The sequence below is a fragment of the Curtobacterium sp. 1310 genome, assembly GCF_017834105.1.
In the GTDB taxonomy this organism is placed as follows: Bacteria; Actinomycetota; Actinomycetes; order Actinomycetales; family Microbacteriaceae; genus Curtobacterium.
This window is the reverse complement of record NZ_JAFICY010000005.1, coordinates 1-24848: the sequence shown is the minus strand read 5'-3', so window position 1 is coordinate 24848 and position 24848 is coordinate 1. Positions and strand designations below refer to the sequence as shown.

25 protein-coding genes are annotated in these 24848 nt (G+C 71.6%); 7 read left to right on the top strand and 18 right to left on the bottom strand.

The window, feature by feature from the left end:
* Positions 1-23: 23 nt before the first annotated feature.
* From JOD95_RS12805 to JOD95_RS12780, 6 genes are all read right to left on the bottom strand, one after another.
* Positions 24-1145 (bottom strand): GuaB3 family IMP dehydrogenase-related protein, encoded by a 1122-nt coding sequence (locus JOD95_RS12805; protein ID WP_066656924.1) that lies wholly within the window; start codon positions 1143-1145, stop codon positions 24-26.
* Between the two features lie 109 nt (positions 1146-1254).
* Positions 1255-1440, bottom strand: a complete 186-nt coding sequence (locus JOD95_RS12800; protein ID WP_144411388.1) for a hypothetical protein — start codon at positions 1438-1440, stop codon at positions 1255-1257.
* A 425-nt stretch (positions 1441-1865) separates the two neighbouring features.
* Complete coding sequence (locus tag JOD95_RS12795) at positions 1866-2699, bottom strand: ABC transporter ATP-binding protein (protein ID WP_245172344.1); 834 nt, start codon at positions 2697-2699, stop codon at positions 1866-1868.
* Positions 2696-3625, bottom strand: a complete 930-nt coding sequence (locus JOD95_RS12790; RefSeq protein ID WP_066656931.1) for an ABC transporter ATP-binding protein — start codon at positions 3623-3625, stop codon at positions 2696-2698. Before JOD95_RS12790 ends, JOD95_RS12795 begins: the two co-directional genes overlap by 4 nt.
* Positions 3618-4604, bottom strand: coding sequence for a branched-chain amino acid ABC transporter permease (locus tag JOD95_RS12785; RefSeq protein WP_066656933.1), 987 nt, complete (start codon positions 4602-4604; stop codon positions 3618-3620). Before JOD95_RS12785 ends, JOD95_RS12790 begins: the two co-directional genes overlap by 8 nt.
* 12 nt (positions 4605-4616) lie before the next feature.
* Positions 4617-6047 (bottom strand): branched-chain amino acid ABC transporter permease, encoded by a 1431-nt coding sequence (locus JOD95_RS12780; protein ID WP_251155212.1) that lies wholly within the window; start codon positions 6045-6047, stop codon positions 4617-4619.
* 318 nt (positions 6048-6365) lie between these two features.
* On the opposite strand from JOD95_RS12780, the gene guaB reads away from it, so the two are divergent.
* The gene (gene guaB, locus JOD95_RS12775; RefSeq protein WP_209685306.1) at positions 6366-7868 is read left to right on the top strand and encodes an IMP dehydrogenase; all 1503 of its coding nucleotides are present in this window, start codon (positions 6366-6368) and stop codon (positions 7866-7868) included.
* 144 nt (positions 7869-8012) lie between these two features.
* Entirely contained in the window at positions 8013-8882 is an 870-nt protein-coding gene (locus tag JOD95_RS12770) for a hypothetical protein (RefSeq protein ID WP_209685304.1), read from the top strand.
* 104 nt (positions 8883-8986) lie between these two features.
* Here the strand turns inward: JOD95_RS12770 and JOD95_RS12765 are convergent, their stop codons facing one another.
* Positions 8987-9805: an SDR family oxidoreductase gene (locus JOD95_RS12765; RefSeq protein ID WP_209685302.1), complete on the bottom strand. Its 819-nt coding sequence runs from the start codon at positions 9803-9805 to the stop codon at positions 8987-8989.
* Positions 9806-10139: 334 nt separating this feature from the next.
* Here JOD95_RS12765 and JOD95_RS12760 point away from each other — a divergent pair, with 334 nt between their 5' ends.
* Positions 10140-11474, top strand: a complete 1335-nt coding sequence (locus JOD95_RS12760) for an ABC transporter substrate-binding protein (RefSeq protein WP_066656937.1) — start codon at positions 10140-10142, stop codon at positions 11472-11474.
* A 186-nt stretch (positions 11475-11660) separates the two neighbouring features.
* On the opposite strand, the gene rarD is transcribed toward JOD95_RS12760, so the two are convergent.
* Together rarD and groES are read right to left on the bottom strand one after the other, a co-directional pair.
* Positions 11661-12623, bottom strand: coding sequence for an EamA family transporter RarD (rarD, locus tag JOD95_RS12755; protein WP_066656944.1), 963 nt, complete (start codon positions 12621-12623; stop codon positions 11661-11663).
* A gap of 161 nt (positions 12624-12784) precedes the next feature.
* A complete protein-coding gene (gene groES / locus JOD95_RS12750; RefSeq protein WP_056121496.1) occupies positions 12785-13081 on the bottom strand; it encodes a co-chaperone GroES in 297 nt (98 codons plus the stop codon).
* Positions 13082-13241: 160 nt separating this feature from the next.
* Between groES and JOD95_RS12745 the strand changes: the two genes are divergently transcribed.
* The gene (locus JOD95_RS12745) at positions 13242-14459 is read left to right on the top strand and encodes an SAM-dependent methyltransferase (protein ID WP_209685300.1); all 1218 of its coding nucleotides are present in this window, start codon (positions 13242-13244) and stop codon (positions 14457-14459) included.
* 168 nt (positions 14460-14627) lie between these two features.
* Here the strand turns inward: JOD95_RS12745 and JOD95_RS12740 are convergent, their stop codons facing one another.
* The 4 genes from JOD95_RS12740 to tsaB form a co-directional block, all read right to left on the bottom strand.
* Positions 14628-15404 carry a DUF4190 domain-containing protein gene (locus tag JOD95_RS12740; RefSeq protein WP_209685298.1) on the bottom strand — a complete coding sequence of 259 codons (777 nt, stop codon included), beginning with the start codon at positions 15402-15404 and terminating at the stop codon, positions 14628-14630.
* 104 nt (positions 15405-15508) lie between these two features.
* Positions 15509-16564, bottom strand: coding sequence for a tRNA (adenosine(37)-N6)-threonylcarbamoyltransferase complex transferase subunit TsaD (tsaD, locus tag JOD95_RS12735; RefSeq protein ID WP_200884118.1), 1056 nt, complete (start codon positions 16562-16564; stop codon positions 15509-15511).
* On the bottom strand, positions 16551-17093 hold the full coding sequence (gene rimI / locus JOD95_RS12730) for a ribosomal protein S18-alanine N-acetyltransferase (RefSeq protein WP_235426394.1): 543 nt from the start codon (positions 17091-17093) through the stop codon (positions 16551-16553). The genes tsaD and rimI overlap by 14 nt, the downstream gene beginning before the upstream one ends.
* Complete coding sequence (gene tsaB, locus JOD95_RS12725; protein WP_209685296.1) at positions 17090-17713, bottom strand: tRNA (adenosine(37)-N6)-threonylcarbamoyltransferase complex dimerization subunit type 1 TsaB; 624 nt, start codon at positions 17711-17713, stop codon at positions 17090-17092. The genes rimI and tsaB overlap by 4 nt, the downstream gene beginning before the upstream one ends.
* Positions 17714-17794: 81 nt before the next feature.
* Between tsaB and JOD95_RS12720 the strand changes: the two genes are divergently transcribed.
* Positions 17795-17974, top strand: coding sequence for a hypothetical protein (locus JOD95_RS12720; RefSeq protein WP_066656960.1), 180 nt, complete (start codon positions 17795-17797; stop codon positions 17972-17974).
* A gap of 12 nt (positions 17975-17986) precedes the next feature.
* Here the strand turns inward: JOD95_RS12720 and tsaE are convergent, their stop codons facing one another.
* The 5 genes from tsaE to glmS are packed head-to-tail and all read right to left on the bottom strand — an operon-like array spanning position 17987 to position 22984.
* Positions 17987-18499, bottom strand: coding sequence for a tRNA (adenosine(37)-N6)-threonylcarbamoyltransferase complex ATPase subunit type 1 TsaE (gene tsaE, locus JOD95_RS12715; protein WP_251160912.1), 513 nt, complete (start codon positions 18497-18499; stop codon positions 17987-17989).
* On the bottom strand, positions 18496-19656 hold the full coding sequence (alr, locus tag JOD95_RS12710; protein ID WP_209685294.1) for an alanine racemase: 1161 nt from the start codon (positions 19654-19656) through the stop codon (positions 18496-18498). Before alr (JOD95_RS12710) ends, tsaE begins: the two co-directional genes overlap by 4 nt.
* Positions 19653-20756, bottom strand: a complete 1104-nt coding sequence (gene alr / locus JOD95_RS12705; RefSeq protein ID WP_209685292.1) for an alanine racemase — start codon at positions 20754-20756, stop codon at positions 19653-19655. The genes alr (JOD95_RS12710) and alr (JOD95_RS12705) overlap by 4 nt, the downstream gene beginning before the upstream one ends.
* Entirely contained in the window at positions 20753-21127 is a 375-nt protein-coding gene (locus JOD95_RS12700; RefSeq protein WP_209685290.1) for a holo-ACP synthase, read from the bottom strand. The genes alr (JOD95_RS12705) and JOD95_RS12700 overlap by 4 nt, the downstream gene beginning before the upstream one ends.
* A 9-nt stretch (positions 21128-21136) precedes the next feature.
* Complete coding sequence (glmS, locus tag JOD95_RS12695) at positions 21137-22984, bottom strand: glutamine--fructose-6-phosphate transaminase (isomerizing) (protein WP_209685288.1); 1848 nt, start codon at positions 22982-22984, stop codon at positions 21137-21139.
* Between the two features lie 70 nt (positions 22985-23054).
* On the opposite strand from glmS, the gene JOD95_RS12690 reads away from it, so the two are divergent.
* Positions 23055-23540 carry a glutathione peroxidase gene (locus JOD95_RS12690; protein ID WP_209685286.1) on the top strand — a complete coding sequence of 162 codons (486 nt, stop codon included), beginning with the start codon at positions 23055-23057 and terminating at the stop codon, positions 23538-23540.
* Between the two features lie 123 nt (positions 23541-23663).
* The gene (coaA, locus tag JOD95_RS12685) at positions 23664-24608 is read left to right on the top strand and encodes a type I pantothenate kinase (protein WP_066656980.1); all 945 of its coding nucleotides are present in this window, start codon (positions 23664-23666) and stop codon (positions 24606-24608) included.
* The last annotated feature ends 240 nt before the right edge of the window (positions 24609-24848 follow it).

Below are 24848 nucleotides of genomic sequence, written 5' to 3'. Positions count from 1 at the left end.
GTGCGGGAGCACGGGTGCCACCGTCACTGCTGGTGGTACGGCGCCACGACCACTTCTACTCGCTGGAACTCCTTGACGTCGGAGTATCCGGTCGTGGCCATCGACCGACGCAGCGCACCGACCAGGTTCGCGCGGCCGTCCCACGACGGCGTCGGCCCGTTCAGCACGTTCTCGAGCGGGGCGATCTGCCCGACCTCGACCCGACGACCGCGGGGCAGCTCGGCGTGGTGTGCCTCGGCACCCCAGTGGAAGCCACCACCAGGGGCCTCGGTCGCGCGGGCCAGTGCGGTGCCGAGCATGACGGCGTCCGCGCCGACCGCGATCGCCTTGACGATGTCGCCGGCGGTGTCGAGCCCGCCGTCCGCGATGACGTGCACGTAGCGGCCGCCGGACTCGTCCATGTAGTCGCGTCGGGCACCGGCGACGTCGGCCACCGCGGTCGCCATCGGCGCGTGGATGCCGAGGGCGGCGCGGGTCGTCGAGGCCGCTCCGCCGCCGAAGCCGACGAGCACGCCCGCGGCACCGGTGCGCATGAGGTGCAGCGCCGACGTGTACGTCGAGGCACCGCCCACGATGACCGGCACGTCGAGCTCGTAGATGAACTTCTTGAGGTTGAGCGGCTCCTGGTTCTGGGAGACGTGCTCCGCCGAGACCGTCGTGCCGCGGATGACGAACAGGTCGACACCGGCGTCGACGACGGTCTGCGAGAACTCCTGCGTGCGCTGCGGGCTGAGCGAACCGGCGACCGGCACCCCGGCGGCACGGATCTCGGCCAGGCGCGCGGTGATCAGCTCGGCCTTGACCGGCTCGGAGTAGATCTCCTGCATGCGCTTCGTGACGTTGCCGTCCGTGAGGGTCTTGATCTCCTCGTAGTACGGCGTCGGGTCCTCGTACCGGGTCCACAGGCCCTCGAGGTCGAGCACGCCGAGGATGCCGAGCTCGCCCATCTGGATGACCGTCGCGGGCGAGGACACCGAGTCCATCGGCGCCGAGAGGATCGGCGACGCGAAGGTGAACGCGTCGATCGACCACTGCACGCTCACGTCGTGCGGGTCGCGGGTGCGCCGCGAGGGGACCACCGCGATGTCGTCGAACGCGTACGCCCGACGGCCGCGCTTGCCTGCACCGATCTCGACTTCAGTCACCGGGCAAGCCTAGCGGGCGGGGTCCCGGAGTGGGACGGGTGGACGGTGCAGGGCGACGCCGTACAGGTGGGGGCACTGCTGCTGGTGCGGGTGCGGGTGCGGGTGCGGCTCAGCGTCGCGGTCGTGTCCGTCGCTTCCGCAGGGCCCGGAGGACCAGGCCGAGCAGGAGCGCGAGCACGACGAGGACCGCGAGCAGGGCGGCGGCGACCTTGACCAGCAGTGCGGCGCCCACGAAGAGCACGGCGAAGACGACCCAGACGAGGGCGTCGAGCACGAGGGGGCCGGGGGTCCGCACGTGCGTCACGCTAGCCGACGGACGGGGAGCCGGCGTGCGCGGGCCGGGCCGGCGGGGCGGGGGTGGGTCGCGCCTCCCGGCCGAGCCGGACGCAGGTGGCGGCGGCGAGACGCCGGACGCGAGACGCCTCGGTCGACGCGAGACGCCGGACGCCGGCGTCGACGCGAGACGCACCCCGATCCGGCGGCGTCTCGGTGGGTCCGCGGCGTCTCGCTGACACGCCGGCGTCTCGGCGCGACGACCACGACGACCGCGACGACCACCACGACCACCACGACCACCACGACCGCGACGACCACGGCGCCGCCCCGGGCCTGACGACGCCCGGGACGTGAGGACGGGGCCGCGCGGCGCATCAGCAGCCTGCGCGGCCCCGTCGGGGTGCGGGTACCACCCCCACAGCAGTACCCGCGGGTCGACCCCGCTCAGCGAGCGGAGTCGACGTCCTTGGCGAGCGTCCCCAGGTAGAGCTCGATGACCTTCGGGTCGTCGGCGAGCTCACGCCCGGTGCCCGAGTACGCGTTCCTCCCCTGGTCGAGCACGTACCCACGATCGCAGATCTGCAGACAGCGTCGCGCGTTCTGCTCGACCATGATGATCGACACCCCGGCCTTGTTGATCCGGCGCGTGCGGATGAACGTCTCGTCCTGGCGCACCGGCGACAGGCCCGCGGAGGGCTCGTCGAGCAGCAGCACCTTCGGGTCCATCATCAGCGCGCGGGCCATCGCGACCGACTGCCGCTCACCACCCGACAGCGAGCCCGCCCGCTGGGTCCGCCGCTGGCCGAGGACCGGGAACAGGTCGTAGATGACCTCGAGCCGCTCGGCGAACTTCTTCGGGCGCAGGTACAGGCCCATCTGCAGGTTCTCCTCGATCGAGAGCGAGGGGAACACGTTGTTCGTCTGCGGGACGAAGCCGACGCCGGCCTGGACGAGCTTGTTCGCCTTGAGGTTCGTGATGTCCTCGCCCTGCAGGGAGACCGAGCCCTCGCGGATCGACACCAGGCCGAACAGTGCCTTGAGGAGCGTCGACTTGCCGGCACCGTTCGGACCGATGATGCCGATGAGCTCGCCCGGGTAGCAGTCGAGGTCGCAGCCGTTGAGGATGTTCACGCCCGGCAGGTACCCCGCGACGAGGTTCTTCGCGGTCAGGACGGGCTCGCCGCGGTCGATCGTCGCGGTTGCGCTCGTCGCGCTCGTCGCACCCGTCGTCGGACTGGAGGCGCGGCCCGCGTCAGCTGCGTTCGTTGCGTCGGTCATCGGGTCGCCTCCTGCTCGTCCTGCTTGCGGTCGTCCGCCTTCGGGTGGTCGTCCGCTGCTTCCTCTTCGGCCACCTCGTCGGCCAGCTCCTCGTAGGTCTCCTCGGTGAGGAGCGAGTCGTCGCCCAGGTCGGTGTCGTGGTGCGCACCGAGGTACGCGTCGATGACGGCGCGGTCGTCCATCACCGTGTCGGCCGGGCCCTCGGCGACGACCTTGCCCTCGGCCATCACGACCACCCAGTCGGAGATGTGCCGGACCATGTGCATGTCGTGCTCCACGAAGAGCACGGTCATGCCGTCGTCGCGCAGCGACTGGATGTGTCCGAGCAGCGACTGGGTGAGCGCGGGGTTCACGCCCGCCATCGGCTCGTCGAGCATGATCATCGTCGGGTCGGACATCAGTGCGCGGGCCATCTCGAGGAGCTTCCGCTGCCCGCCCGACAGGGAACCTGCGTAGTCGTCCTGCTTCTCGAGGAGCTTGAAGCGGGCGAGCAGGTCCTCGGCCTTGGCGGTGATCTCGCGCTCGCGCTTCCGCCACAGCGCCGGGACGAGGCCGACGAAGAAGTTCTCGCCCGGCTGGTCGCGGGCGCCGAGCAGCATGTTCTGCATCACGGTGAGGCGGCTCAGCGCCTTCGTGAGCTGGAACGTGCGGACCATGCCCTTGTTGGCGATGTGCGTCGCGCTCGTCTTCTGCAGCGTGTCGCCGTTGAAGCGGGTCGTCGCGCCGGGGCTCGGCTTGTCGAAGCCGGTCAGCAGGTTGAAGAACGTCGTCTTGCCGGCGCCGTTCGGGCCGATCAGGGCGGTGATGGTGCCGCGCTGCACCTCGAGGTGGTCGACGTCGACCGCGGTCATGCCGCCGAAGTGCCGGGTGACGCCGTCGACCGTCAGGATCGGGTCGGACTTCGTGTGGGTGTAGGTCTCAGACACTGAACGACAGCTCCTTCTTGTTGCCCAGGAGTCCCTGTGGCCGGAACACGATGAGGAGCATGAGCGCGACGCCGACGAGCACGTAGGAGAACTGCTCCGCCTGCTGCGCGTTCATGATCGAGTCGGGGATGAAGTCCCCGGCGAGGGTGCGGACGAAGAGCCGCACGACGAAGAACAGGATCGCCCCGAGCACCGGACCGAACACGGTCGCGGCACCGCCGAGGATCAGCGCGGTCCAGATGAAGAACGTCATGGAACGGCCCATCGCGTCCGGCTGCACGGAACTCGGCAGCACGTAGATCACCCCGGCGAGCGCACCGAGCGCGCCGCCGAACACGAGCGCCTGCATCTTGTACGAGTAGACGTTCTTGCCGAGGGACCGCACGGCGTCCTCGTCCTCGCGGATGGCCTTCACGACGCGACCCCACGGGCTGCGCATGAGCAGGAAGAGCACGAGGGTGAAGAGCGCCACGAGGCCCCAGGCCGCGATGCGGATCCACCAACCGTTGACGCCGTTGTTCGAGTACGTGAACCACAGGATGCTCGTGGTGCCGTCGGGCAGCGGGCTGAGGGCGTTGAACGGGTCGCGGTAGCTCGACCCGGCGATGCCGTTCGAGCCGCCGGTGGTGTTCGTCAGCAGGCTGGAGCGTCCGACCATGCGGATGATCTCGGCGCCGGAGATCGTCACGATCGCCAGGTAGTCGCCGCGCAACCGCAGGGTCGGGATGCCGAGGATGACCGCGAACACGATCGCGACCGCCAGGGCGACGAGCACCGCCATGACGAAGGGCAGGCCGTTCGTGATCGAGATCGCGAAGCCGTAGGCGCCGAGCAGCAGGAACGCCGCCTGGCCCATGTTGATCAGTCCGGTCAGACCGAAGTGCACGTTGAGGCCGATCGCGGCCAGGGCGAACGCCGCCGTGGTGGGGGCGAGGGCCTCCTGCGTCAGCGAGGACAGCAGGTTCAGGATGTAGTCCATGTCGGTGCTCCCTTAGCCGATGCGCTCGGCGCGACCGAAGATGCCCTGCGGCCGGAACAGCAGGATGAGGATGAGGATCACGAGGGCCGTGGCGTACTTGAAGTCACCCGGCAGCACGAGGTTCGTGAGCTCGACGACGATGCCGATGATCATCGAGCCGACGAGGGCGCCGTACGCGGTGCCGAGACCGCCGAGCGTGACGGACGCGAACATGAGCAGCAGCAGCTGGAGGCCGGTCTGCCAGTTCACGCCGTTGAGCACCAGGCCGAGCATCACGCCGGACAGGCCCGCGAGGCCGGCGGCGAGCGTCCACACGAAGCGGATGACGCGGTCGACGTCGATGCCGGACGCCGCGGCGAGCGCCGGGTTGTCCGACACGGCGCGGGTGGCACGGCCGAAGCGGGTCTTGGCCAGGAACAGGCCGGTGCCGACGAGGACGACGAGCGCGATGCCCATCGCGACGTAGGACTGCACGGTCAGCGTGAGACCGGCGAAGGTCACCGTCTCGGGGTTGCCCTGCTGGATGCGGACGGTCGAGGCGCCGAAGAAGTACTGGAAGGCGTACTGCGCGGCGATCGACAGACCGATCGTGACGATCATGAGCTGGGTGAGGCTGATCCGACGGCGGCGCAGTGGCCTCCAGATCGCGGCGTCCTGCAGGTACCCGGTCGCCGCACAGAGCAGCGTGACGACGATGCCGGTCACCCAGATGTTCCAGCCGAGCTGGTTCGCGAAGACGTAGGCGAGGAGACCGCCGAGGGTCACCTGCTCACCGTGCGAGAAGCTCGACAGGCCGGTGGTGCCGTAGATGAGCGACAGGCCGACCGACGCGAGGGCGATGAGGAGCCCGAGCCGGATGCCCGACGCGAGCTGCTGCCAGGCGCGTGCGGCGCTGACGCTGCTCGTGTCGTCGCTGGTGGTGGCGCCCTGCTGGTCGGACAGCTGGAAGATCTGGCCGACGTTGGCGTTGAGCGTGGCGTTCACCTTGCGCTCGGCGTCGGCGGCGTTCGTCAGGTACTGCCCCTTCGGCAGCGAGTCCTGGTCGACGCTGACGGTGTACTGCCCCGCCGTGGTCACGGACACCGACCAGCGCCCGGCGTCGTCGGTGGTCGCGGTCTGCGCGAACCCGCCGGCCCCGGCGACGTCGACGTCGACCCCGGTCGCGGGCTTCCGCTCGGAGTCGAGGATGGTGCCCCGGATGCAGCCGTTCGTGGGGCTGACCGTGCAGGGGCCGGAGCTCGCCGGTGCGCCGGTGCTCGGGCTGCTGCTGGCGGAGGGACTGCTCGTCGCCGCGTCGGCTGCGGGCGACACTGCCCAGTCGACCGCGAAGGTGGCGAGGAAAGCGAGGAAGAGTACTGCGGCGAGGACCAGGCGGTTGCGACCTGGTGCCCCACGGCGGAATCGGCGCATGAGCGCTGACCCCGGCGGAGTGATGGAACCCACGGATGAGCCTCTCGTTCGGATAGTCGAGGACCATAGGGATTTTTTGTGTCCCCCGTGTTTCCAGCACGTCTCCTGCACAAATCGTGCTGCATTCGTGACCGAGACCCCGTCGATCCGCGGAAATCCGCCCGTCCAGCCGGTACAGGACTCTCAGGAACGGGTCGTCGGACCGCTGTCGGCCCGCGCGCGGCGCCCGCCGTGCCCGGACGGTCGGGGGACGACGGAATGGCGGGAGTGTCCCGCGCGTTACCATGGCCCATCGGGAACCCGACGACGCGCCCCGGTGCCACCACTTCACCTCGCCCACGAAGGGGAACCATGGACCAGCCGGATCCGTTCGGATTCATCGGACTCACGTACGACGACGTCATGCTCCTGCCCGGGCACACCGACGTCATCCCGAGCGAGGCGTCCACGACGTCCCGGCTCACGAAGCGCATCGACGTGCACGTCCCGCTGCTGTCGGCTGCGATGGACACCGTGACCGAGGCGCGCATGGCGATCGCGATGGCCCGTCAGGGCGGCATCGGCATCCTCCACCGCAACATGTCCATCGCGGACCAGGCCGCGTACGTCGACAAGGTCAAGCGGTCCGAGTCCGGCATGATCACCAACCCCGTGACGACGACCCCGGACGCGACCGTGGCCGAGGTCGACGCCGTCTGCGGGCAGTTCCGCGTCTCCGGGCTGCCGGTCGTCGAGTCGGACGGCACCCTCGTCGGCATCATCACGAACCGTGACATGCGCTTCGTCGCACCGTTCGAGACGGCGACCACCCTCGTCCGCGACGTCATGACCAAGGCGCCCCTCATCACCGCGCCCGAGGGCATCGACCCCGAGGACGCGGTCGCGATCTTCGCGCAGCACAAGATCGAGAAGCTCCCGCTCGTCGACGCCGACGGCAAGCTCCGCGGCCTCATCACCGTCAAGGACTTCGACAAGAGCGAGAAGTACCCGGACGCCACGAAGGACGACGAGGGCCGCCTGCGCGTCGGCGCCGCGATCGGCTTCTTCGGCGACGCCTGGCAGCGCGCCGAGGCCCTGCGCGACGCGGGCGTGGACGTGCTCGTCGTCGACACCGCCAACGGCGAGAGCGAGGGCGTGCTCGACATGGTCCGCCGCCTGAAGGCCGACCCGTCGTTCGCCGGCATCGACGTCATCGGTGGCAACGTGGCGACCCGACAGGGCGCGCAGGCGCTCATCGACGCCGGCGTGGACGCCGTCAAGGTCGGCGTCGGGCCGGGCTCGATCTGCACCACCCGCGTGGTCGCCGGCGTCGGCGTCCCGCAGGTCACCGCCGTGTACGAGGCGTCGCTCGCCGCGCGTGAGGCCGGCGTGCCGGTCATCGCCGACGGCGGTCTGCAGTACTCGGGCGACATCGCGAAGGCCCTGGTCGCCGGTGCTGACACCGTCATGCTCGGGTCGCTCCTCGCGGGCACCGACGAGAGCCCGGGCGAGCTCGTCTTCGTCGGCGGCAAGCAGTACAAGGCGTACCGCGGGATGGGCTCCCTCGGCGCACTGCAGACCCGCGGCGAGAAGACCTCGTACTCGAAGGACCGCTACTTCCAGGCCGACGTCCCCTCGGACGAGAAGCTCATCCCCGAGGGCATCGAGGGCCAGGTCCCCTACCGCGGCTCGGTGGCGAACGCCGTCTACCAGCTCGTCGGCGGACTGCGGCAGTCGATGTTCTACGTCGGTGGCCGCACGGTGCCGGAGCTCAAGGCCCGCGGCAAGTTCATCCGCATCACCGCGGCCGGGCTCAAGGAGTCCCACCCGCACGACATCAAAATGGTCGTCGAGGCCCCGAACTACCGCGGCTGACCCTTCCGCAAGACGCAACGTCGGCGGTTCCTCGCAGCGCTACACCGCTGCGAGGAACCGCCGACGTTGCGTTTCGCAGAGGGGTTGTCCACAGATCCGGACGACGGCGCTCGATCCCCCCTGTGATCGTCGAGGCTCGGGCGCATGCACGAGCCACTGCCCCTCGTCCTCCTGACGTCCGACGACCGTGCCGCACAGCAGGCCGTCCGGCACGGTGAACTCGTCCGGGTCACCCACGGCGTCGCGGTCGACGCCCGGGGCTGGCGAGCGGCCACCGTGCCCGAACGGCAGCAGGTCGAACTCGAGGCCGTCATCACGACGGTGGGCGAGTGGCGCGTGCTCTCGCACCGCTCGGCAGCGCTGCTCTGGGGGCTCCCCGACGTCGACCGTCCGGACCGGCGGGTCCACGTCACCGATCCCCTGCTCGGGACGACGCACTCGGGGCGTCGGGTCGTCCGGCACGCAGCCGCGCTCGAGGACGACGAGGTGACGGACGTTGACGGGCGCCGCGTGACCACTCCGCTGCGGACGGTCGTCGACGTCCTGCGGAGCACCTCCTACGAGAACGGGGTCGCGGTGCTCGACCACGTGCTGCGTGAACACCTGCTCGACGCCGACGAGATCCGCCGGGCGTTCGCCGCGTGGCCGACGCCGCGGGGCATGACCAGGGCGCGGCGAGCGCTGCGGTTCGCCGATCCCCGTGCCGAGTCGCCGGGCGAATCGGTCAGCCGGGTCCGGCTGGACGAGGACGGCTTCCCACCGCCCGTCCTGCAGCAGGCGTTCGGCCGGTTCCGGGTCGACTTCTGGTGGCCGCGCGCCGGGATCGTCGGCGAGTTCGACGGACTCGAGAAGTACGACGGCCAGGACGCCGTCCGCCGTGAGAAGGCCCGCGAGCAGGTACTCCTGCTCCGACCGGAGGTCCGTCGCGTCGTGCGGTGGGGGTGGTCGGAGGTGCGCACCCCGGGACGCTTGCAGACCGTCTTGCGCACCGCGGGCCTCCCGACCGGCGCATGACGGCAGTCCCCGCAAGACGCAACCTCGACGGCTGCTCGCAGCGGCACAGCGCTGCGAGCAGACGCCGAGGTTGCGTTTCGCGGAGAGCCGCCGCCCCCGCCGCCCTACGCGCTCCGCCAGTCGTCGGAGGTGATGTGGCTGCCGCCGTGGGGGCCCATCTGGAGCATGCCGCCGTCGACGGGCAGGGACACCCCCGTGATGTACGACGATGCCGGCGACGCCAGGAACGCCACCGCGGCTGCGATCTCCCACGCGTTGCCCGGCCGGCCGAGCGGGACCCCCGGCCGGGAGATCGTGTGCGGGTCCTCGTCCTCGGCACCGGTCATCCGGGTCGCGATCTCGCCCGGCGCGACGGCGTTGGCCGTGATCCCGGACGGAGCGAGCTCGATCGCGATCGTCTTCAGGAGCCCACCGAGCCCGTGCTTCGCTGCGTCGTACGCGCTCGACCCGTACCGGGGCTGGTGCTCGTGGACGCTCGTGATGCCGATGATCCGCCCGCCGGTGCCCTGTCGGACCATGTGCCGCGCTGCTGCCTGGATCGTGACGAACGCCCCGTCGAGGTCGGTGGCGACGGTGTGCCGCCACTGCTCGAGCGTGATGTCCAGGAACGGCGCGTTGTCGCCCGTGCCCGCATCGGCGACGATCACGTCCACGCCGCCGAGCTGCGCCACGAGGCGGTCGATCACGGCGCCCGCCTGGTCGAGCTGCGTCACGTCGATCTGTTCGACGAAGCCCTGCCGTCCGGCCTGTCGGACCTCGGCGGCGGTCTCCTCGGCGCGCTCGGGCTCGGACAGGTAGGTGATGCCGACGTCCATGCCGGCGGCCGCGAGCGCCACCGCGGTGGCCTTGCCGATGCCGGACTCGGCGCCGGTGACGATCGCGCGCGTGGGACGGAAGGTGGTGGTGGAAGCTGCGTCGCTCATGGGCCGGACCGTACGCGCGACCGCCGCAGTGCTCCCCCGGGTCCGCGCCCCCTGCACAGAACGACGCGGACGAGCCCCGCGCGGGAGCGCTCCAGCCGATCCCGAACGGCCCGCACGGGCCTCGGCGAGCGCGAGGACCGTCCGGACGGACTCCTCATCAGGGATTCCCGTGCACCTCCTCAGTTTCGTCACGGGTGTGTAACGAAACGTCCAGGTGATGATCTCGGACACACACGCGAAACACTTCGGCCCTAGTTTTCTCGGCAACCCACGTGGAGGAGACCGCGCTCGACCCGATGCGGTTGGGCCTCCGCGCAGAGAAAGGGCTCCACGGATGACCAGAACCACCCGTGCCACCACGGCACTGGCAGTGGCGGGAGCGGCAGCGCTCCTCCTCGCCGCGTGTTCCACCAGCGGCAGCGCCGAGACCACTTCCTCCGCCTCCGCCGGCGGTGCGAAGAAGGACCCGGCGGCGAGCTGCAAGGCCCCCGACACCCCCGGTACCGACGCGCTGAAGATCGGCACGATCCTCCCGCTGACGGGCACCCTGTCGTACCTCAACCCGCCCGCCGAGTCCGGCGTCGGCCTCGCGGTCGAGGACATCAACTCGGCCGGTGGCGTGCTCGACAAGGACGTCAGCATCGACCCCGCGACCGATTCGGGCGACAGCAACGACATGACCGTGTCGAGCTCGGCCGCGACGAAGCTCGTCAACGCCAAGGTGCCGGTCGTCATCGGCGCCGAGTCGTCGAGCGTCACGCTCAACGTCATCGACCAGCTGACGAGCAACTGCATCGTGCAGATCTCGCCGGCGAACACCGCGACCGACCTGTCCGGGTACTCGTCGCACTACTACCGGACCGCGCCGCCGGACTCGGTGCAGGGCTCGGCCCTCGGCCAGCTCGTCACGGGTGACGGCAACGCCAAGGTCGCGTTCCTGGTCTTCAACGACACCTACGGCACGGGTCTCCGCGACACCGTGCAGCAGGCGATCGAGGACTCGGGCGGCCAGGTCGTCTACGGCGGCAAGGGCAAGGGTCAGGAGTTCCCGCCCGGACAGACGACGTTCTCGTCCGAGGTCACCGCTGCGCTCGCCGCGAAGCCGGACGCCATCGTGGTGCTCGCCTTCGACGAGACGAAGTCGATCATCCCGGAGCTCAAGTCGCAGAACGCCGACATGTCGAAGATCTACATGTCCGACGGCAACACCGCGGACTACTCGAAGGACTTCGACCCGGGCACCCTCGAGGGCGCGCAGGGCACCATCCCCGGCGCCAGCCCGAAGGACGAGCTGAAGCAGCGCCTGTCGGACTTCTACAAGCAGTCCTCGGGCAAGGAGCTGGCTGACTACTCGTACGCTGCCGAGTCCTACGACGCCACGACCCTCGCTGCGCTGGCCGCGGTGAAGGGCAAGGGCACCGACTCGGGCACCATCCAGGCCAACATGGCCGCGGTGTCCGGTGCGGACGGCGGCACGAAGTGCGAGACGTTCAAGGCGTGCAAGGACCTGCTCGACAAGGGTGAGGACATCCAGTACACCGGCCCGTCCGGCATCGGTCCGTTCGACAGCAAGAACGACCCGTCGAGCGCCTACATCGGCATCTACAAGTTCGACGGCGACAACAAGCCCGTGTACCAGACCGCCATCCAGGGCTCGGTCTCGAAGTAACACGCAGCACGCGACGTCGGCCCCGGACCTCATGCAGGTCCGGGGCCGACGTCGTCCCCGCGAGACTCGCGTCCGCGGACAGTTCCGCGGGCGCGGGGCTGCGGAACTGTCCGGATGGCCGAGTCTCGTGTCAGCGCACCGGTCCGCAGATGATGCGACCCGGACGGGAGGCGCGGCTCGCGCCCGTCAGGCCGGCTCGGCCGCCGCAGGGGCGAGCGTCCGCCGCCGCGCGGCCCGGGCCGCCACGAAGCTGTCGACCGTCAGGACCACGAGCGCGACCCAGACGATCCCGAAGCCGATCCACCGCGCGGGCGGCATCGCCTCGTGCTGCACGACCACCCCGACCAGGAGCTGCATCACCGGCGCGAGGTACTGCGTCAGGCCGAGCGTCGACAGGGACACCCGCCGGGCGGACGACGCGAAGAGCAGCAGCGGCACCGCGGTCGCGGGCCCGGTGAGCACCGTGACGAGGACGTGCGGCCACCCCTCGCTCGTGAACGTCACCCCGCCGCCGAGACCCGTGACGCCGAGCACGACGAGCGCCCCCACGGCGATCGGGACCAGCCAGACGGTCTCGATCGTCAGGCCGCTCAGCGCGTCGACGGTGCCCCCGACCCGCTTCTTCACCAGGCCGTAGCACCCGAACGAGAACGCCAGCGCGAGCGAGATCCACGGCACCTGCCCGTAGCCGACCGCGATGACGACGACCGCGACGACGCTGATGCCGACGGCCGCCCACTGCGCCGCACGCAGGCGCTCGCGGAGGACGACCACGCCGAGGGCGATCGTGACGAGCGGGTTGATGAAGTACCCGAGCGCCGCCTCGACCGTGTGGCCCGTCGTCGTCGCGGCGACGTACACGGTCCAGTTCACCAGGATGAGCACGGCCGCGAGTCCCATCACGAGCATCACCCGGCGCTGGGCGAGCAGGGAGCGGGTGCGCAGCCACGACCGGGTGACGGCGATCGCCACCGCGCAGAAGACCAGGCCGAAGACGATCCGCCAGGCGACGATCTCGAACGCGCCGGCGGGGGCCATCGCGGCGAAGAGCAGGGGCATCAGGCCCCAGAGTCCGTACGCGACGATCGCCTGCACGACGCCGACGGATGCCTCGCTGCGTGCCGGACGCGCCGGGGTCGCTTCACTCACGGAACCATCCTAGGAAGGGGCGCGGACGCTGCGGGCGGACAGCGCGCCTCCAGGCCGACCACCGGGACGGGCCGGGAGCGCCGCAGCGACACGCGCCCGGACGCACGAACGCCCCGCCGGCTGCGAGCCGGACGGGGCGTTCGTGACGAGAGCTGCTGGTCTCAGTGCTCGATGACCGCGAGGACGTCGCGCGCCGAGAGGACGAGCAGGTCCTCGCCGGAGTACTTGACCTCGGTGCCGCCGTACTTCGAGTAGATGACCTTGTCGCCGACGGCGACGTCGAGCGGCACGCGGTTGCCGTTGTCGTCGATGCGACCCGGACCCACGGCGACGACCTCGCCCTCCTGGGGCTTCTCCTTCGCGGTGTCCGGGATGACGAGACCGGAAGCGGTGGTCTGCTCCGCCTCGACCTGGCGGATGACGATGCGATCCTCGAGCGGCTTGATGGTGACGGCCACGGTGACCTCTTCTTTCTCGGTACTGACTCGGTACAGATGGGAACCGGTTGGCACTACGCACAGGAGAGTGCCAACCACAACTCTAGGGACAGTCTGGCACTCGGTCAATCCGAGTGCCAGCACGTGTCGGGCCTCCCCGGCGACCTGGGAGGATCGACGGGTGGAAGCCGCCGACCTCGCCCAGCTGCTGACCCCCGAGGGGATGGCCCTGCTCGACCGTACCCCCGGCGTCTCGGACGGGGGCGAGATCGTCCGGGTGGTCTCCCGGCTCCGTGGCGAGGGACACGACCCGGGGCTCGTGGCAGCCGTGCTGACCCAGGCGAAGCTCCGCCAGAAGGCCCGCGCGAAGTTCGGGGACTTCGCCGCGCGGATGCTCTTCACCGAGGCCGGCCTCGAACAGGCCACCCGGCTGCAGGTCGCCGCGCAGCACGCCGGTCGCTTCGCCGCCGCCGGACTGACCCGGGTCGCGGACCTCGGCTGCGGGATCGGTGGCGACGCCATGGCGATGGCCGCGCTCGACCTCGACGTCACCGCCGTCGACCGCGACGAGGTGACCGCGGCGGTCGCGACGCACAACCTCGCGCTCTGGCCGAACGCCCGGGTCGAGCTCGGCGACGCGGCCGCCTTCGACCTGTCCCGGGTCGACGGCGTCTGGATGGACCCCGCGCGACGCACGGCCGGGCACGCGAACACGAGGCGCCTGGCCGACCCGGACGACTGGTCGCCGTCGCTCGACACCGTGTTCGCCGCCGCGACGACGACCCCGACGGGCGTGAAGCTCGGCCCGGGCATCGACCGCGACCTGATCCCGGACACGCTCGAGGCGCAGTGGGTGTCCGTCGACCGCGAGGTCGTCGAGCTCGTCCTGTGGTCCGGGCCCCTCGCCCGTGACGGCGTCCGGCGCGCGGCCACCGTCATCGGCGGTCACGGCATCGCCGAGCTCACCGGCCCGGCGGACGCCGAGGACGTCGAGGTCGGTCCCGCCGGCGCCTACCTGTACGAGCCGGACGGCGCCGTCATCCGTGCGCGGTTGATCGGTGACCTGGCGCGGTCGATCGACGGGCGGATGCTCTCCGAGGGCATCGCGTACGTCACGTCGGACCGTGCCGTGACGACGCCGTTCGCGCAGGGGTTCCGGGTGCTCGACACGATGCCCCTCGACGTGAAGCAGCTGTCGGCACGCCTGGCGGCGGAGGACGTCGGCACCGTCGAGATCAAGAAGCGCGGCGTCGACGTCGACCCGGCGCAGTTCCGGAAGCGGTTGCGGCTGCGGGGGCGGCGGTCGGTGACGCTCGTGCTCACCCGTCTGGAGGGACGGCACACCGCGCTCCTGTGCGAGCGCCTCACCGACGTGGCCGGCTCGGCCGCGGGGCGGTAGCGGGGCGGTAGCGGGGCACGAGGCTGCGCGGGCGGTCGGCGAGAGGCGCTCTCGCTGTCGCTGTCGCTGTCGCTGTCGTGTTCACGTCCGCGACAGCGACAGACCCCCGCCGAACATCGGCGGGGGTCTGTCGATCTCGCGGAACGGAGCCGTGCAGCCCGGCGCGGGTCAGCGGATGAAGGCGCCCGAGTCGTAGCCGTACGGGTCGGAGGACGAGTGGCTCGACGCGATCGCGATGATGAAGATCACCGCGAAGAGCACGTAGAGCCCGGTCAGCGCCCACCCGCCGATGACCCCGGCGAGGGCCAGTCCACGGCCACCCTCACCCGTCTGCTTGATCTTCCCGAGGGCGATGTGCCCCATGATCGCGCCGGCGGGGCTCGTGAGGATCACGATCGGCCAGATGACGACCCCGGCGAACGCGAACACGATCGACAGGATCGCCAGGGTGTTCGTCTTCGGGCGCTGGGCGTACGGCTGGTACCCGCTCGTGGCGTACGGCGACGCGTAGGGGTTCCCGCCCTGCTGCGGCGCGTAGGGGTTCTGCTGGGGGCTCGAGGCCGCGTACGGGTTGCCCTGGTGCGACTGCTGCGCGTACGGGTTGCCCTGCTGCGACTGCTGCGCGTACGGGTTGCCCTGGTGCGACTGCTGCGCGTAGGGGTTGCCCTGCTGCGACTGCGGTGCGTACGGGTTGTGCTGGGGCCCCGAGGCCGCGTGCGGGTTGCCCTGCTGGGACTGCTGCGCGTACGGGTTGCCCGACGGCTGCTGGCCCTGACCGTACGGGGCGCCCGACGCCTGCTGGCCCTGACCGTACGGGGTGCCCTGCGACGGCTGCGCGGAGGGGTTCGCGGGCTGCTGGCTGCCCGACTGCCCGTCCTGCTGCTGCCGGCCGTCGTCTCCCCCGCTCGACTCGCCCGGCTTCGGCCACTGGTTCTGATCGGACACCGTCCACCCCTCCCGGCACCCGGTCGGTCGGTGCCTGCTGAGCATCCTCCCACACGGGCCGGGAGCCGGTTCAGGCGTCGGCGTGCGCCACCCGGCCGCGCGACTCAGACCTGGACGGTCGTCACCGGCAGCGTGGAGTCCGCCGCGATGCCGAGGTCGCTCGGCGCGTGCCCCTCTGCCACCAGGCGCGCACCGACCGCGGCGATCATGGCCCCGTTGTCGGTGCAGAGGTCGAACGGTGGGATCCGCAGCGCGACCCCGGCGGCGGCGCAGCGTTCCTCGGCGACGGCGCGCAACCGTGCGTTCGCGACGACCCCACCCCCGAGCAGCAGGCGGTCGACACCGGTGTCCCGGCACGCGGCGAGCGCCTTCGTGAGGAGCACGTCGACGACGGCCTCGCGGAACGACGCCGCGACGTCGGCGACGGGGACCTCGCGGCCCTCGTCCCGGCACTTCTCGACCCACCGCGCGACGGCGGTCTTCAGCCCGGAGAACGAGAAGTCGTACCGGTGCTGCGCCATGTCCTTCGGCAGCGTCAGGCCGCGCGGGAACCGGATCGCGGTCGGGTCACCCTCCGCTGCCGCCCGGTCGATCTGCGGCCCGCCCGGGTAGGGCAGTCCGAGCAGGCGTGCGACCTTGTCGAACGCCTCGCCGGCCGCGTCGTCGATCGTCTCGCCGAGCAGTTCGACGTCGCCGACCAGGTCCCGCACGAGCAGCAGCGACGTGTGGCCGCCGGACACGAGCAGCGCCACGGTCGGCAGCTCGATCGCGCTGCCGTCCGCACGCAGGACGTCCGCACCGACGTGCCCGACCAGGTGGTTCACGCCGTACAGCGGCTTGCCCGTCGCGACCGCCAGTGCCTTGGCTGCGCCCACCCCGACCATCAGGGCACCGGCGAGCCCCGGGCCGGCGGTCACGGCGACGGCGTCGAGCTCGTCGAGCGTGACACCCGCGCGGTCGAGGGCCTCGTGCAGGGTCGGGGTCATGGCCTCGAGGTGCGCCCGTGCGGCCACCTCGGGCACGACGCCGCCGTAGCGGGCGTGCTCGTCCATGCTCGACGCGATGACGTTGGCGAGCAGGGTGGTCCCGCGGACGATGCCCACGCCGGTCTCGTCACAGCTCGTCTCGATGCCGAGCACCAGGGGTTCAGTCGCGCTCACCGAGGGTCTCCTGTCCGATCGGTCCGACACCGGTGGACGCACCGGGGGTGACGGGGAGCTCCGCCCGCATCACCCACGCGTCGACACCGTCGGGCTGGTAGTAGCGGGGCCGCACGGCGATGCGCTCGAACCCGGCAGCGGTGTACATCGCCTGCGCCACGGGGTTGTCGGCGCGCACCTCGAGGAACACCTCGTGCACCTCACGCCGTCGGGCCTCGTCGAGGAGCTCCGTGAAGAGCACCTTCCCGATGCCCCGGCCCCGCTGCTCGGCAGCGACCGCGATGGTCTGCACGTCAGCGACGGGGTTGCCCGCGAGCGAGGACAGCCCGGCGTAGCCGACGACCGTCGGGGCGCCGTCCTCGGTCGTCTCGACCACGACGTAGTACCCGTGCGGGGACCACAGCTCCCCCGCCATCTGCGACGAGGTCCAGGCGTCCGTCGGGAACGACGTGTGCTCGAGGAACATGACGTCGTCGAGGTCCTGCGGGACCGCACGGCGCAGCCGCAGGCCGGCGGGCAGTCCGGTCACCGGACGACCCGCTTCGGGGCCCCCGGCACGGTGACGTCGGGGTCACGCAGGTAGAGGGGGGTGTCGTCGGCGAAGGGCGCGCCGGAGGCGAGCCGGTCTGCTGCCAGCGACCCGAGCCTCCCGGCCGGGACGGTCGTGACGGTCTCGCGGGGCCAGTCGACGGCCTCCGGACGGGAGGCGCGGATCGCCTCGTCCAGGTCCGCCGGCTTCGCGAGTCCGGGACCGGCGACCCGCGTGCCGGTCTCGTCGTGGGCGCTCCAGTAGACCTCGCGGCGGCGCGCGTCCGTCAGGACGACGACGGGGTGCCGCTGCCGGTCGGCCGCGATCGCGTCGTGGCTGACGAGCGGGAGGAGGGGGACGCCGCGGGCGGCGGCGAAGGTGCGCGCGGCGGCGATCCCGACGCGCAGGCCGGTGAAGGGGCCGGGGCCCGTGCCGGCGACCACCCCGGTGACGTCGGCACCGGTGACGCCGGTCTCGGCGAGCACCTCGGCGAGGAACGGGCCGATCACCTCGGCGTGCCGGCGGGAGTCGTCGGTGCTGCGCTCGGCGAGCACACGACCGCTGGCCGGGTCGACGACGGCGACCGAGGTGCCGGCGGACGTGTCGATGGCGAGGAGCACGCGTCCATCGTAGGCGCGATCGGGACGGCGGACGGTGGCGTAGTGTCCGGTGATGTTCCACCAGCACGAGGGAGGTCACCGATGCCCTGGACACCGCGCACGGCAGCGCACCGCGATCCCGAGCAGTGGCGCCGTCGGGGCCTGCTGCCGCCCGCGGACGTCGACGCGCTCGTGCACGCCCGACTCGGGTGGTTGCCGGTCGACGACCCGGCCTACGCCGACTTCTTCATCGACCCGACCACCTCGGTGCGGTCGGGCTGAACCGGCGATCCGTCAGAGCGTGACGTCCGCCCAGCGCGGCCCGGTCGCGGTGACGATCACCCGTCGGGGCTCGTCGGGAACGTCGTCGGGGTCGAGGTCGTCGGCGTCGCCGTCGGGCGCGTCCGCTCCCGTCGCTCGGACGATCTCCACGTCGAGGATGCTGTCCGCGATGCCGTCGACGAAGCCCCGGCCCCACTCGACCACCACGATCGAGGCGTCCCAGTCGAGGTCGAGGTCGTCGAGCTCCACGGGGTCGCTCAACCGGTAGGCGTCGACGTGGACCAGGTCCGGGCCGGTCGTCGTCGGGTGGGTCCGGGCGAGGACGAAGGTGGGGCTCGACACCTGCCCCCGCGCGCCGAGCGCGGCCCCGAGGCCACGCGTGAGCGTCGTCTTGCCCGCACCGAGCGGCCCGGTCAGCACGACGAGGTCGCCGGCACGCAGGACACGTGCGAGCCGCGCACCGAGCACACCCATCTCGTCGGTCGTCGACACCGTCGTGTCGAGCAGCACCCGGGCGTCCGTCACGGCTGCTCCCGGAGGTAGTCGCCGACCCGGCCCTCGACCTGGTGCCCGGCGACCTCGCGCGGGACACGGGCCCCGATCCGGCAGGTCACCTCTTCCCCGATGGTGCCGAGCGCCTCGCCCCACTCGAGGACGGTCATCTCGCCGTGCTCCCCCGTGCCGAACAGCACGACCTCGTCGCCGACGCGGACCTCGTCGTCGCCGACGTCGACCAGGAACTGGTCCATCGCGACGCGACCGGCGACCGGGTACCGCTTCCCGCCGATCGTCACCTCGACGCGGCCCTGCGCGCGACGCGGCACCCCGTCCGCGTAGCCCACGGGCACGAGCGCCAGGGTGGTCTCCGACGTGGTGCGGTACGTGTAGTCGTAGGAGACGCCGGTGTCGACCGGGACACGTTTCGTCTTCGCGACCGAGGCCGTGAGCGTCATCACCGGCTCGAGCCCGAGGTCGGCGGCGGACACGCCCTCGGCACCCGGGATGCCGAGGAGGTTCGCGCCCATCCGCACCATGTCCTTGCGGAACTCCTTCCGCTCGAGCCCGGCGAGCGAGGCCGCGACGTGCTCCATCGGCAGGTCGAGCCCGAGGTCCTCCGCGGTCTCGACGGCCCGGTCGAACACGGCGACCGCGGCGCTGTCGTCCTCGTCCGACGACTCCGCGAGGTGCGTGTACGCCGCGACGACCTCGATCCGGCCGGCGCGCTGCGCGTCGACCGCGAGTGCCACCAGCTCCGGCCAGGCGTCCGCGGTCGCGCCGTCGCGGTGCAGGCCGGAGTCGACGCCGAGGTGGACCCGTGCCGGGCGCTGGTCGACGGCGTCGACGACGCGCTGCAGCTCGGCGACGTTCGAGACGCCGAGGTCGATCGCCGAGTCGACGGCGTCGCGGAAGTCGAGCGCCGGGTCGTGCTGCCAGGTGAACAGGTGCACGTCCTCGCCGACGCCGATCGCCCGGAGGCGCAGCGCGGCCGGCACGGTCAGCACGCCGATCCAGTGGATGCCGGCGTCGACGGCCGCGAGCGCGATCGGCTCGAGACCGTGCCCGTAGGCGTCGGCCTTCATGATCGCCATGACCTCGACCGGGTGCATCCACTCGCGCACGAGGTCGAGGTTCGACCGGTAGGCGTCGAGGTCGATCCGGGCCCGACGAAGGGGGGCGTTCACGTCGTCCTCCGTTCCACGCTGCGGCCGACCCTGGCGACCACCTCGTAGTTGATGGTGTCGATCGCCGCCGCCCAGTCCTCGACCGCGGGGTCGCCGTCCGCCGGGTCGCCCCAGAGCACGACCTCGTCGCCCACCCGGACGTCGGCGTCGCCGATGTCGATGTGCATGGCGTTCATCGCGACGCGGCCGACGACGGGGAACTCCCGGTCGCCGATGCGCACCGACACCCGGTTGCCGAGGTCGCGGTCGAAGCCGTCGGCGTACCCGAGGCCGATCACCGCGAGCCGGGTGTCCGTCGCTGCACGCCAGGTGTAGCCGTAGCTGACGCCGTCGCCCGCGGCCACCGGGACGGTCCGCAGCACCGCGGCGGTCACGCGCATCGCCGGCCGGAGCCCGAGGTCGGCCGAGGTGCGGTCGGCGAAGGGGCTGAGCCCGTAGAGCGCGAGCCCGACCCGTGCGGCGTCGTGGCGCGTCTCCGGCACCGCGATGCCCGCGGCGCTCGCGGCGAGGTGCACGATCTCCGGCACGATGCCGTTCGCCGCCAGGCCGTCGAGCGCCCGCTGGAGTGCGGCGTCCTGGTCGAGGTCGTCGGCACGCGACGCGTTCGACAGGTGCGACATGAGCCCCTCGACGCGGGTGCGCCCGCCGGCCCGGGCGATCCGCCCGGCGGTGTCGAAGAGCTCGGCCCACTCGGACTCGACCGCGCCGTTCCGGCTCAGCCCGGTGTCGACGCAGACGTGCACCGCGGGCACCTCGGAGTCGGCCGCGGCCGCGAGCTGGGACACGCTCGACACCGCCGGGGTGACGTCGTACTGCGCGGCGCGGCGGAAGTCCTCGTCCGGGGCGTGCAGCCACGCCAGGATCCGGACGCCCTCGTCGATGCCGGCGCGGCGGAGCGCGATGCCCTCCTCGACGTCGGCGACCCCGAGCCACTCGGCACCGGCGTCGACGAACGCCCGTGCGGCGTCGACCGCACCGTGCCCGTACGCGTTCGCCTTGACGACCGCGATGACACCCGCCGGCGCCACCTGCTCGGACACCGTGGCGTAGTTCGCGATGAGGGCCTCGCGGTCGACCGTGATCCCCGTGAACGCGCTCATGCGCCCCCTCCTTCGATGACGACGAACGCCGTCGCGATCCCGCCGTCGTGCGACAGCGACAGGTGGACGTCCGTCACACCCCGGTCCGCCGCCACCCGACGAGCGCCCTCGTGCAGCGTGAGCGACGGGTTCCGCTGGTCGTCCGACACGACCTCGAGGTCCTGCCAGCTGAGCCCGGCACTGGACCCGAACGCCTTGATGAGGGCTTCCTTCGCCGCGAACCGGGCCGCGAGCGACGACACCGGTCGGGGCTCCCCGTCGCGCAGCTGCTCGGCCGGGGTGAACAGCCGCGTCCGGAGCGCCGGGGTGCGTTCGAGCACACCCCGGAACCGCTCTGTGTCGACGACGTCGACCCCGATGCCGATGATCACGACGCGGGCCTACTCGACGGTGACCGACTTCGCCAGGTTGCGCGGCTGGTCGACGTCGAGCCCCTTGGCGGCGGCGAGCTCCATGCCGAACATGTGCAGCGGCGCGACGGCCAGCAGCGGCTCGAACAGCGGCGTGGCGAGCGGGATCCGCAGGACCTCGTCCGCGAAGGGCAGCACGGCGGCGTCTCCTTCTTCGGCGATGGCGATCACCCGGGCACCGCGGGCGCGGATCTCCTGGATGTTCGAGACCACCTTCGGGTGCAGCGAGCGCGGGTCGCGCGGCGACGGCACGATCACGAAGACGATCTGCCCCGGCTCGATGAGCGCGATCGGGCCGTGCTTGAGCTCGCCGGCGGCGAAGCCCTCGGCGTGGATGTACGCGAGCTCCTTGAGCTTGAGGGCGCCCTCGAGCGCGATCGGGTACCCGACGTGGCGGCCGAGGAACAGCACGCTCCGGGTGTCCGCCATCCACTTCGCCAGCTCGGCGACGCCGGACGCGTCGTCGATGGTCTGCTGGAGCTTCGGTGCGAGGCCCTCGAGCTCGCTGACCTGCTCGGCGATCTGCTCGGCCGTGAGCGTGCCCTTGAGCGTGGCGAGGTGCAGCCCGAGCAGGTACAGCGCGACGCCCTGGGCGATGAAGGCCTTGGTCGACGCGACGGCGACCTCGGGGCCGGCGTGCGTGTAGATCACCGCGTCGGACTCGCGCGGGATGGTGGCGCCCTGCGTGTTGCAGATCGAGAGCACCTGCGCACCCTGCTCGCGGGCGTACTTGACGGCCATGAGCGTGTCCATGGTCTCGCCCGACTGGCTGATCGAGACGACGAGCGTGCGGTCGCTCAGCACCGGGTCGCGGTAGCGGAACTCGTGGGCGAGCTCGACCTCGACGGGGACGCGTGCCCACTGCTCGATGGCGTACTTGCCGAGGATGCCGGCGTACGCCGCCGTGCCGCACGCGATCACGATGACACGGTCGACCTGCTGCAGCCGATCGGCGATCGGGTCGAGGTCGGTCAGCGTCACGGCACCGTCGTGCACGCGACCGAGGATCGTCTTGGCGACGGCCTCGGGCTCCTCGCTGATCTCCTTGGCCATGAAGGAGCTCCAGCCGCCCTTGTCCGCGGCGGAGGCGTCCCAGCTGACCTCGAACTCCTCGGGCGTCGCCGGCGAGCCGTCGAAGTGCACGACCTCGACGCCGTCGGGACGGATCGTCGCGATCTCGTCCTGGCCGATCGCGAGGGCACGCTGCGTGTAGGCGACGAAGGCCGCGACGTCGGAGCCCATGAAGTTCTCGCCGTCACCGAGGCCCACGACGAGCGGCGAGTTGCGGCGCGCACCGACGACGACGCCCGGCTGGTCGGCGTGCACGACGAGGAGCGTGAAGGCACCCTCGAGCCGCTGCACGACCTGCTGCATGGCGGCGGTCAGGTCCCCGGTCTCGCGGAACGCACGACCGACGAGGTGCGCGGCGACCTCGGAGTCGGTCTCGCTGGTGAACTCGACGCCCTCGGCGACGAGCTCCTGCTTCAGCTCGGAGAAGTTCTCGATGATGCCGTTGTGGATGAGCGCGAGCTTGCCGCCGTCCGCCAGGTGCGGGTGGGCGTTGCCGTCGGTCGGGCCGCCGTGGGTCGCCCAGCGGGTGTGCCCGATGCCGGTGGCGCCGTCGGCGATCGGGTGCGACTCGAGCTCCTCGACCAGGGCCTGCAGCTTGCCGGCCTTCTTCGCCGAGACGAGGTCACCCGGCCGGTCGACGACGGCGATGCCCGCCGAGTCGTAGCCGCGGTACTCGAGACGACGGAGACCACCGAGGAGGACCTCCTGGCTGCTCTTGCTGCCGACGTAGCCCACGATTCCACACATGCGCACGATCCTACGGTCTGGCTGGAGATCAACCCTGCAAGTCCGCAGGAGTGGGGATACCGTTCGGGACATGGGACGCTTCGACGACATCGAGATCACCACGCTGCACGGGGAGCACACCACCTTCGCGCAGTTCTCGGACCGGGCCGTCCTCGTCGTGAACGTCGCCTCGCGCTGCGGACTCGCGCCGCAGTACGAGCAGCTCGAGGCCCTGCAGAAGACGTACGGCGACCGCGGCTTCACGGTCCTCGGTTTCCCGAGCAACCAGTTCCTGCAGGAACTCGGCTCGTCGGAGGCGATCGACGAGTACTGCTCCACCACCTGGGGTGTGACCTTCCCGATGTCCGAGAAGGTGAAGGTGAACGGCAGGGGCGCCCACCCGCTCTACCAGGCGCTCAAGGAGACGCCCGACGCCTCTGGCAAGGCCGGCCGGGTGAGCTGGAACTTCGAGAAGTTCCTCGTCGCCCCCGACGGCTCCGTCACGCGCTTCCGTCCGACCACGAAGCCGGACGCCCCCGAGGTCGTCGCCGCCATCGAGGCGGCCCTGCCGGCCTGACGGTCACCGTCCGCACGACGGGTCGCGTCCTGCGGACACGCACCGGGCACCGGACGGGAGGCGCGGATCACCGCAGCCGGTCCACGCACGTCCGCCGCGCCTCCCGTCTGTACGCTCGTGCCCATGCCGATCACGGAAGCCACCGTCGCGCACCCGACCCCGTTCGTGGAGATCCCGCGCGACGAGTGGTCCCAGCTCGCACCGAAGGAGCACCTGTCGCTCACCGAGACCGAGATCGTGCAGCTGCGCGGCCTCGGCGACCGGCTCGACATGCAGGAGGTCCAGGAGGTCTACCTGCCGCTCTCCCGCCTGCTGACGCTGTACGCGGCCGGCGCCAGGGACCTGCACGCCGAGACGAGCCGCTTCCTCGGTGAGCGGGCCGGCCGGACGCCCTTCGTGATCGGTGTCGCCGGGTCGGTGGCGGTCGGCAAGTCGACCGTCGCGCGCCTGCTCCGCGAGCTGACGAAGCGCTGGCCGGACACCCCGCGGGTCGAACTCGTGACCACCGACGGCTTCCTGTACCCGAACGCCGAGCTCGAGCGCCGCGGGATCATGGACCGCAAGGGCTTCCCGGAGTCGTACGACCGTCGTGCGCTGCTGCGGTTCGTCAGCCAGGTGAAGAGCGGGGCGGCCGAGGTGCGTGCGCCGTTCTACTCGCACCTCGTCTACGACATCGTCCCCGACGCCGAGATCGTCGTGCGGCAGCCGGACGTCCTCATCGTCGAGGGCCTCAACGTGCTCGCGCCGCCGGTGCACGGGCGGCTCGCGCTGTCCGACCTGTTCGACTTCACGATCTACGTCGACGCGAAGACGAAGGACATCGAGTCCTGGTACGTCGACCGGTTCCTCGCCCTGCAGGAGGAGGCGTTCTCGAGCCCGGACTCGTTCTTCCACCGCTTCGCCTCGCTGTCGCGCGAGGACGCGGTCCGGACCGCGACCGAGGTCTGGCGGGCGATCAACGAGCCGAACCTGCTCGAGAACGTGCTGCCCACGCGCTCCCGGGCGACGCTCGTGCTCAAGAAGGGCGCGAACCACAAGGTCAACTCGGTGCTGCTCCGCAAGATCTGACGCGGGGCGGTGGGCGAGGCCGCCGTGCCGCCTCGGTCGTCCCGCGGCGCGACCTGCTCGCGAACAACCGGAAGCGGGGGGGGGGGGGGCGGGGGCGGGGGGGGGGGGGGGGGGCGGGGGGGGGGGGCGGGCGGGGGGGGGGGGGGGGGGGGGCGGGGGCGCGGGGGGGGGGGGGGGGGGCGGGGGGGTGGGGGGGGGGGGGGGGGGGGGGGTGGGGCGCGGGGGGGGGCGGGGCGGGGT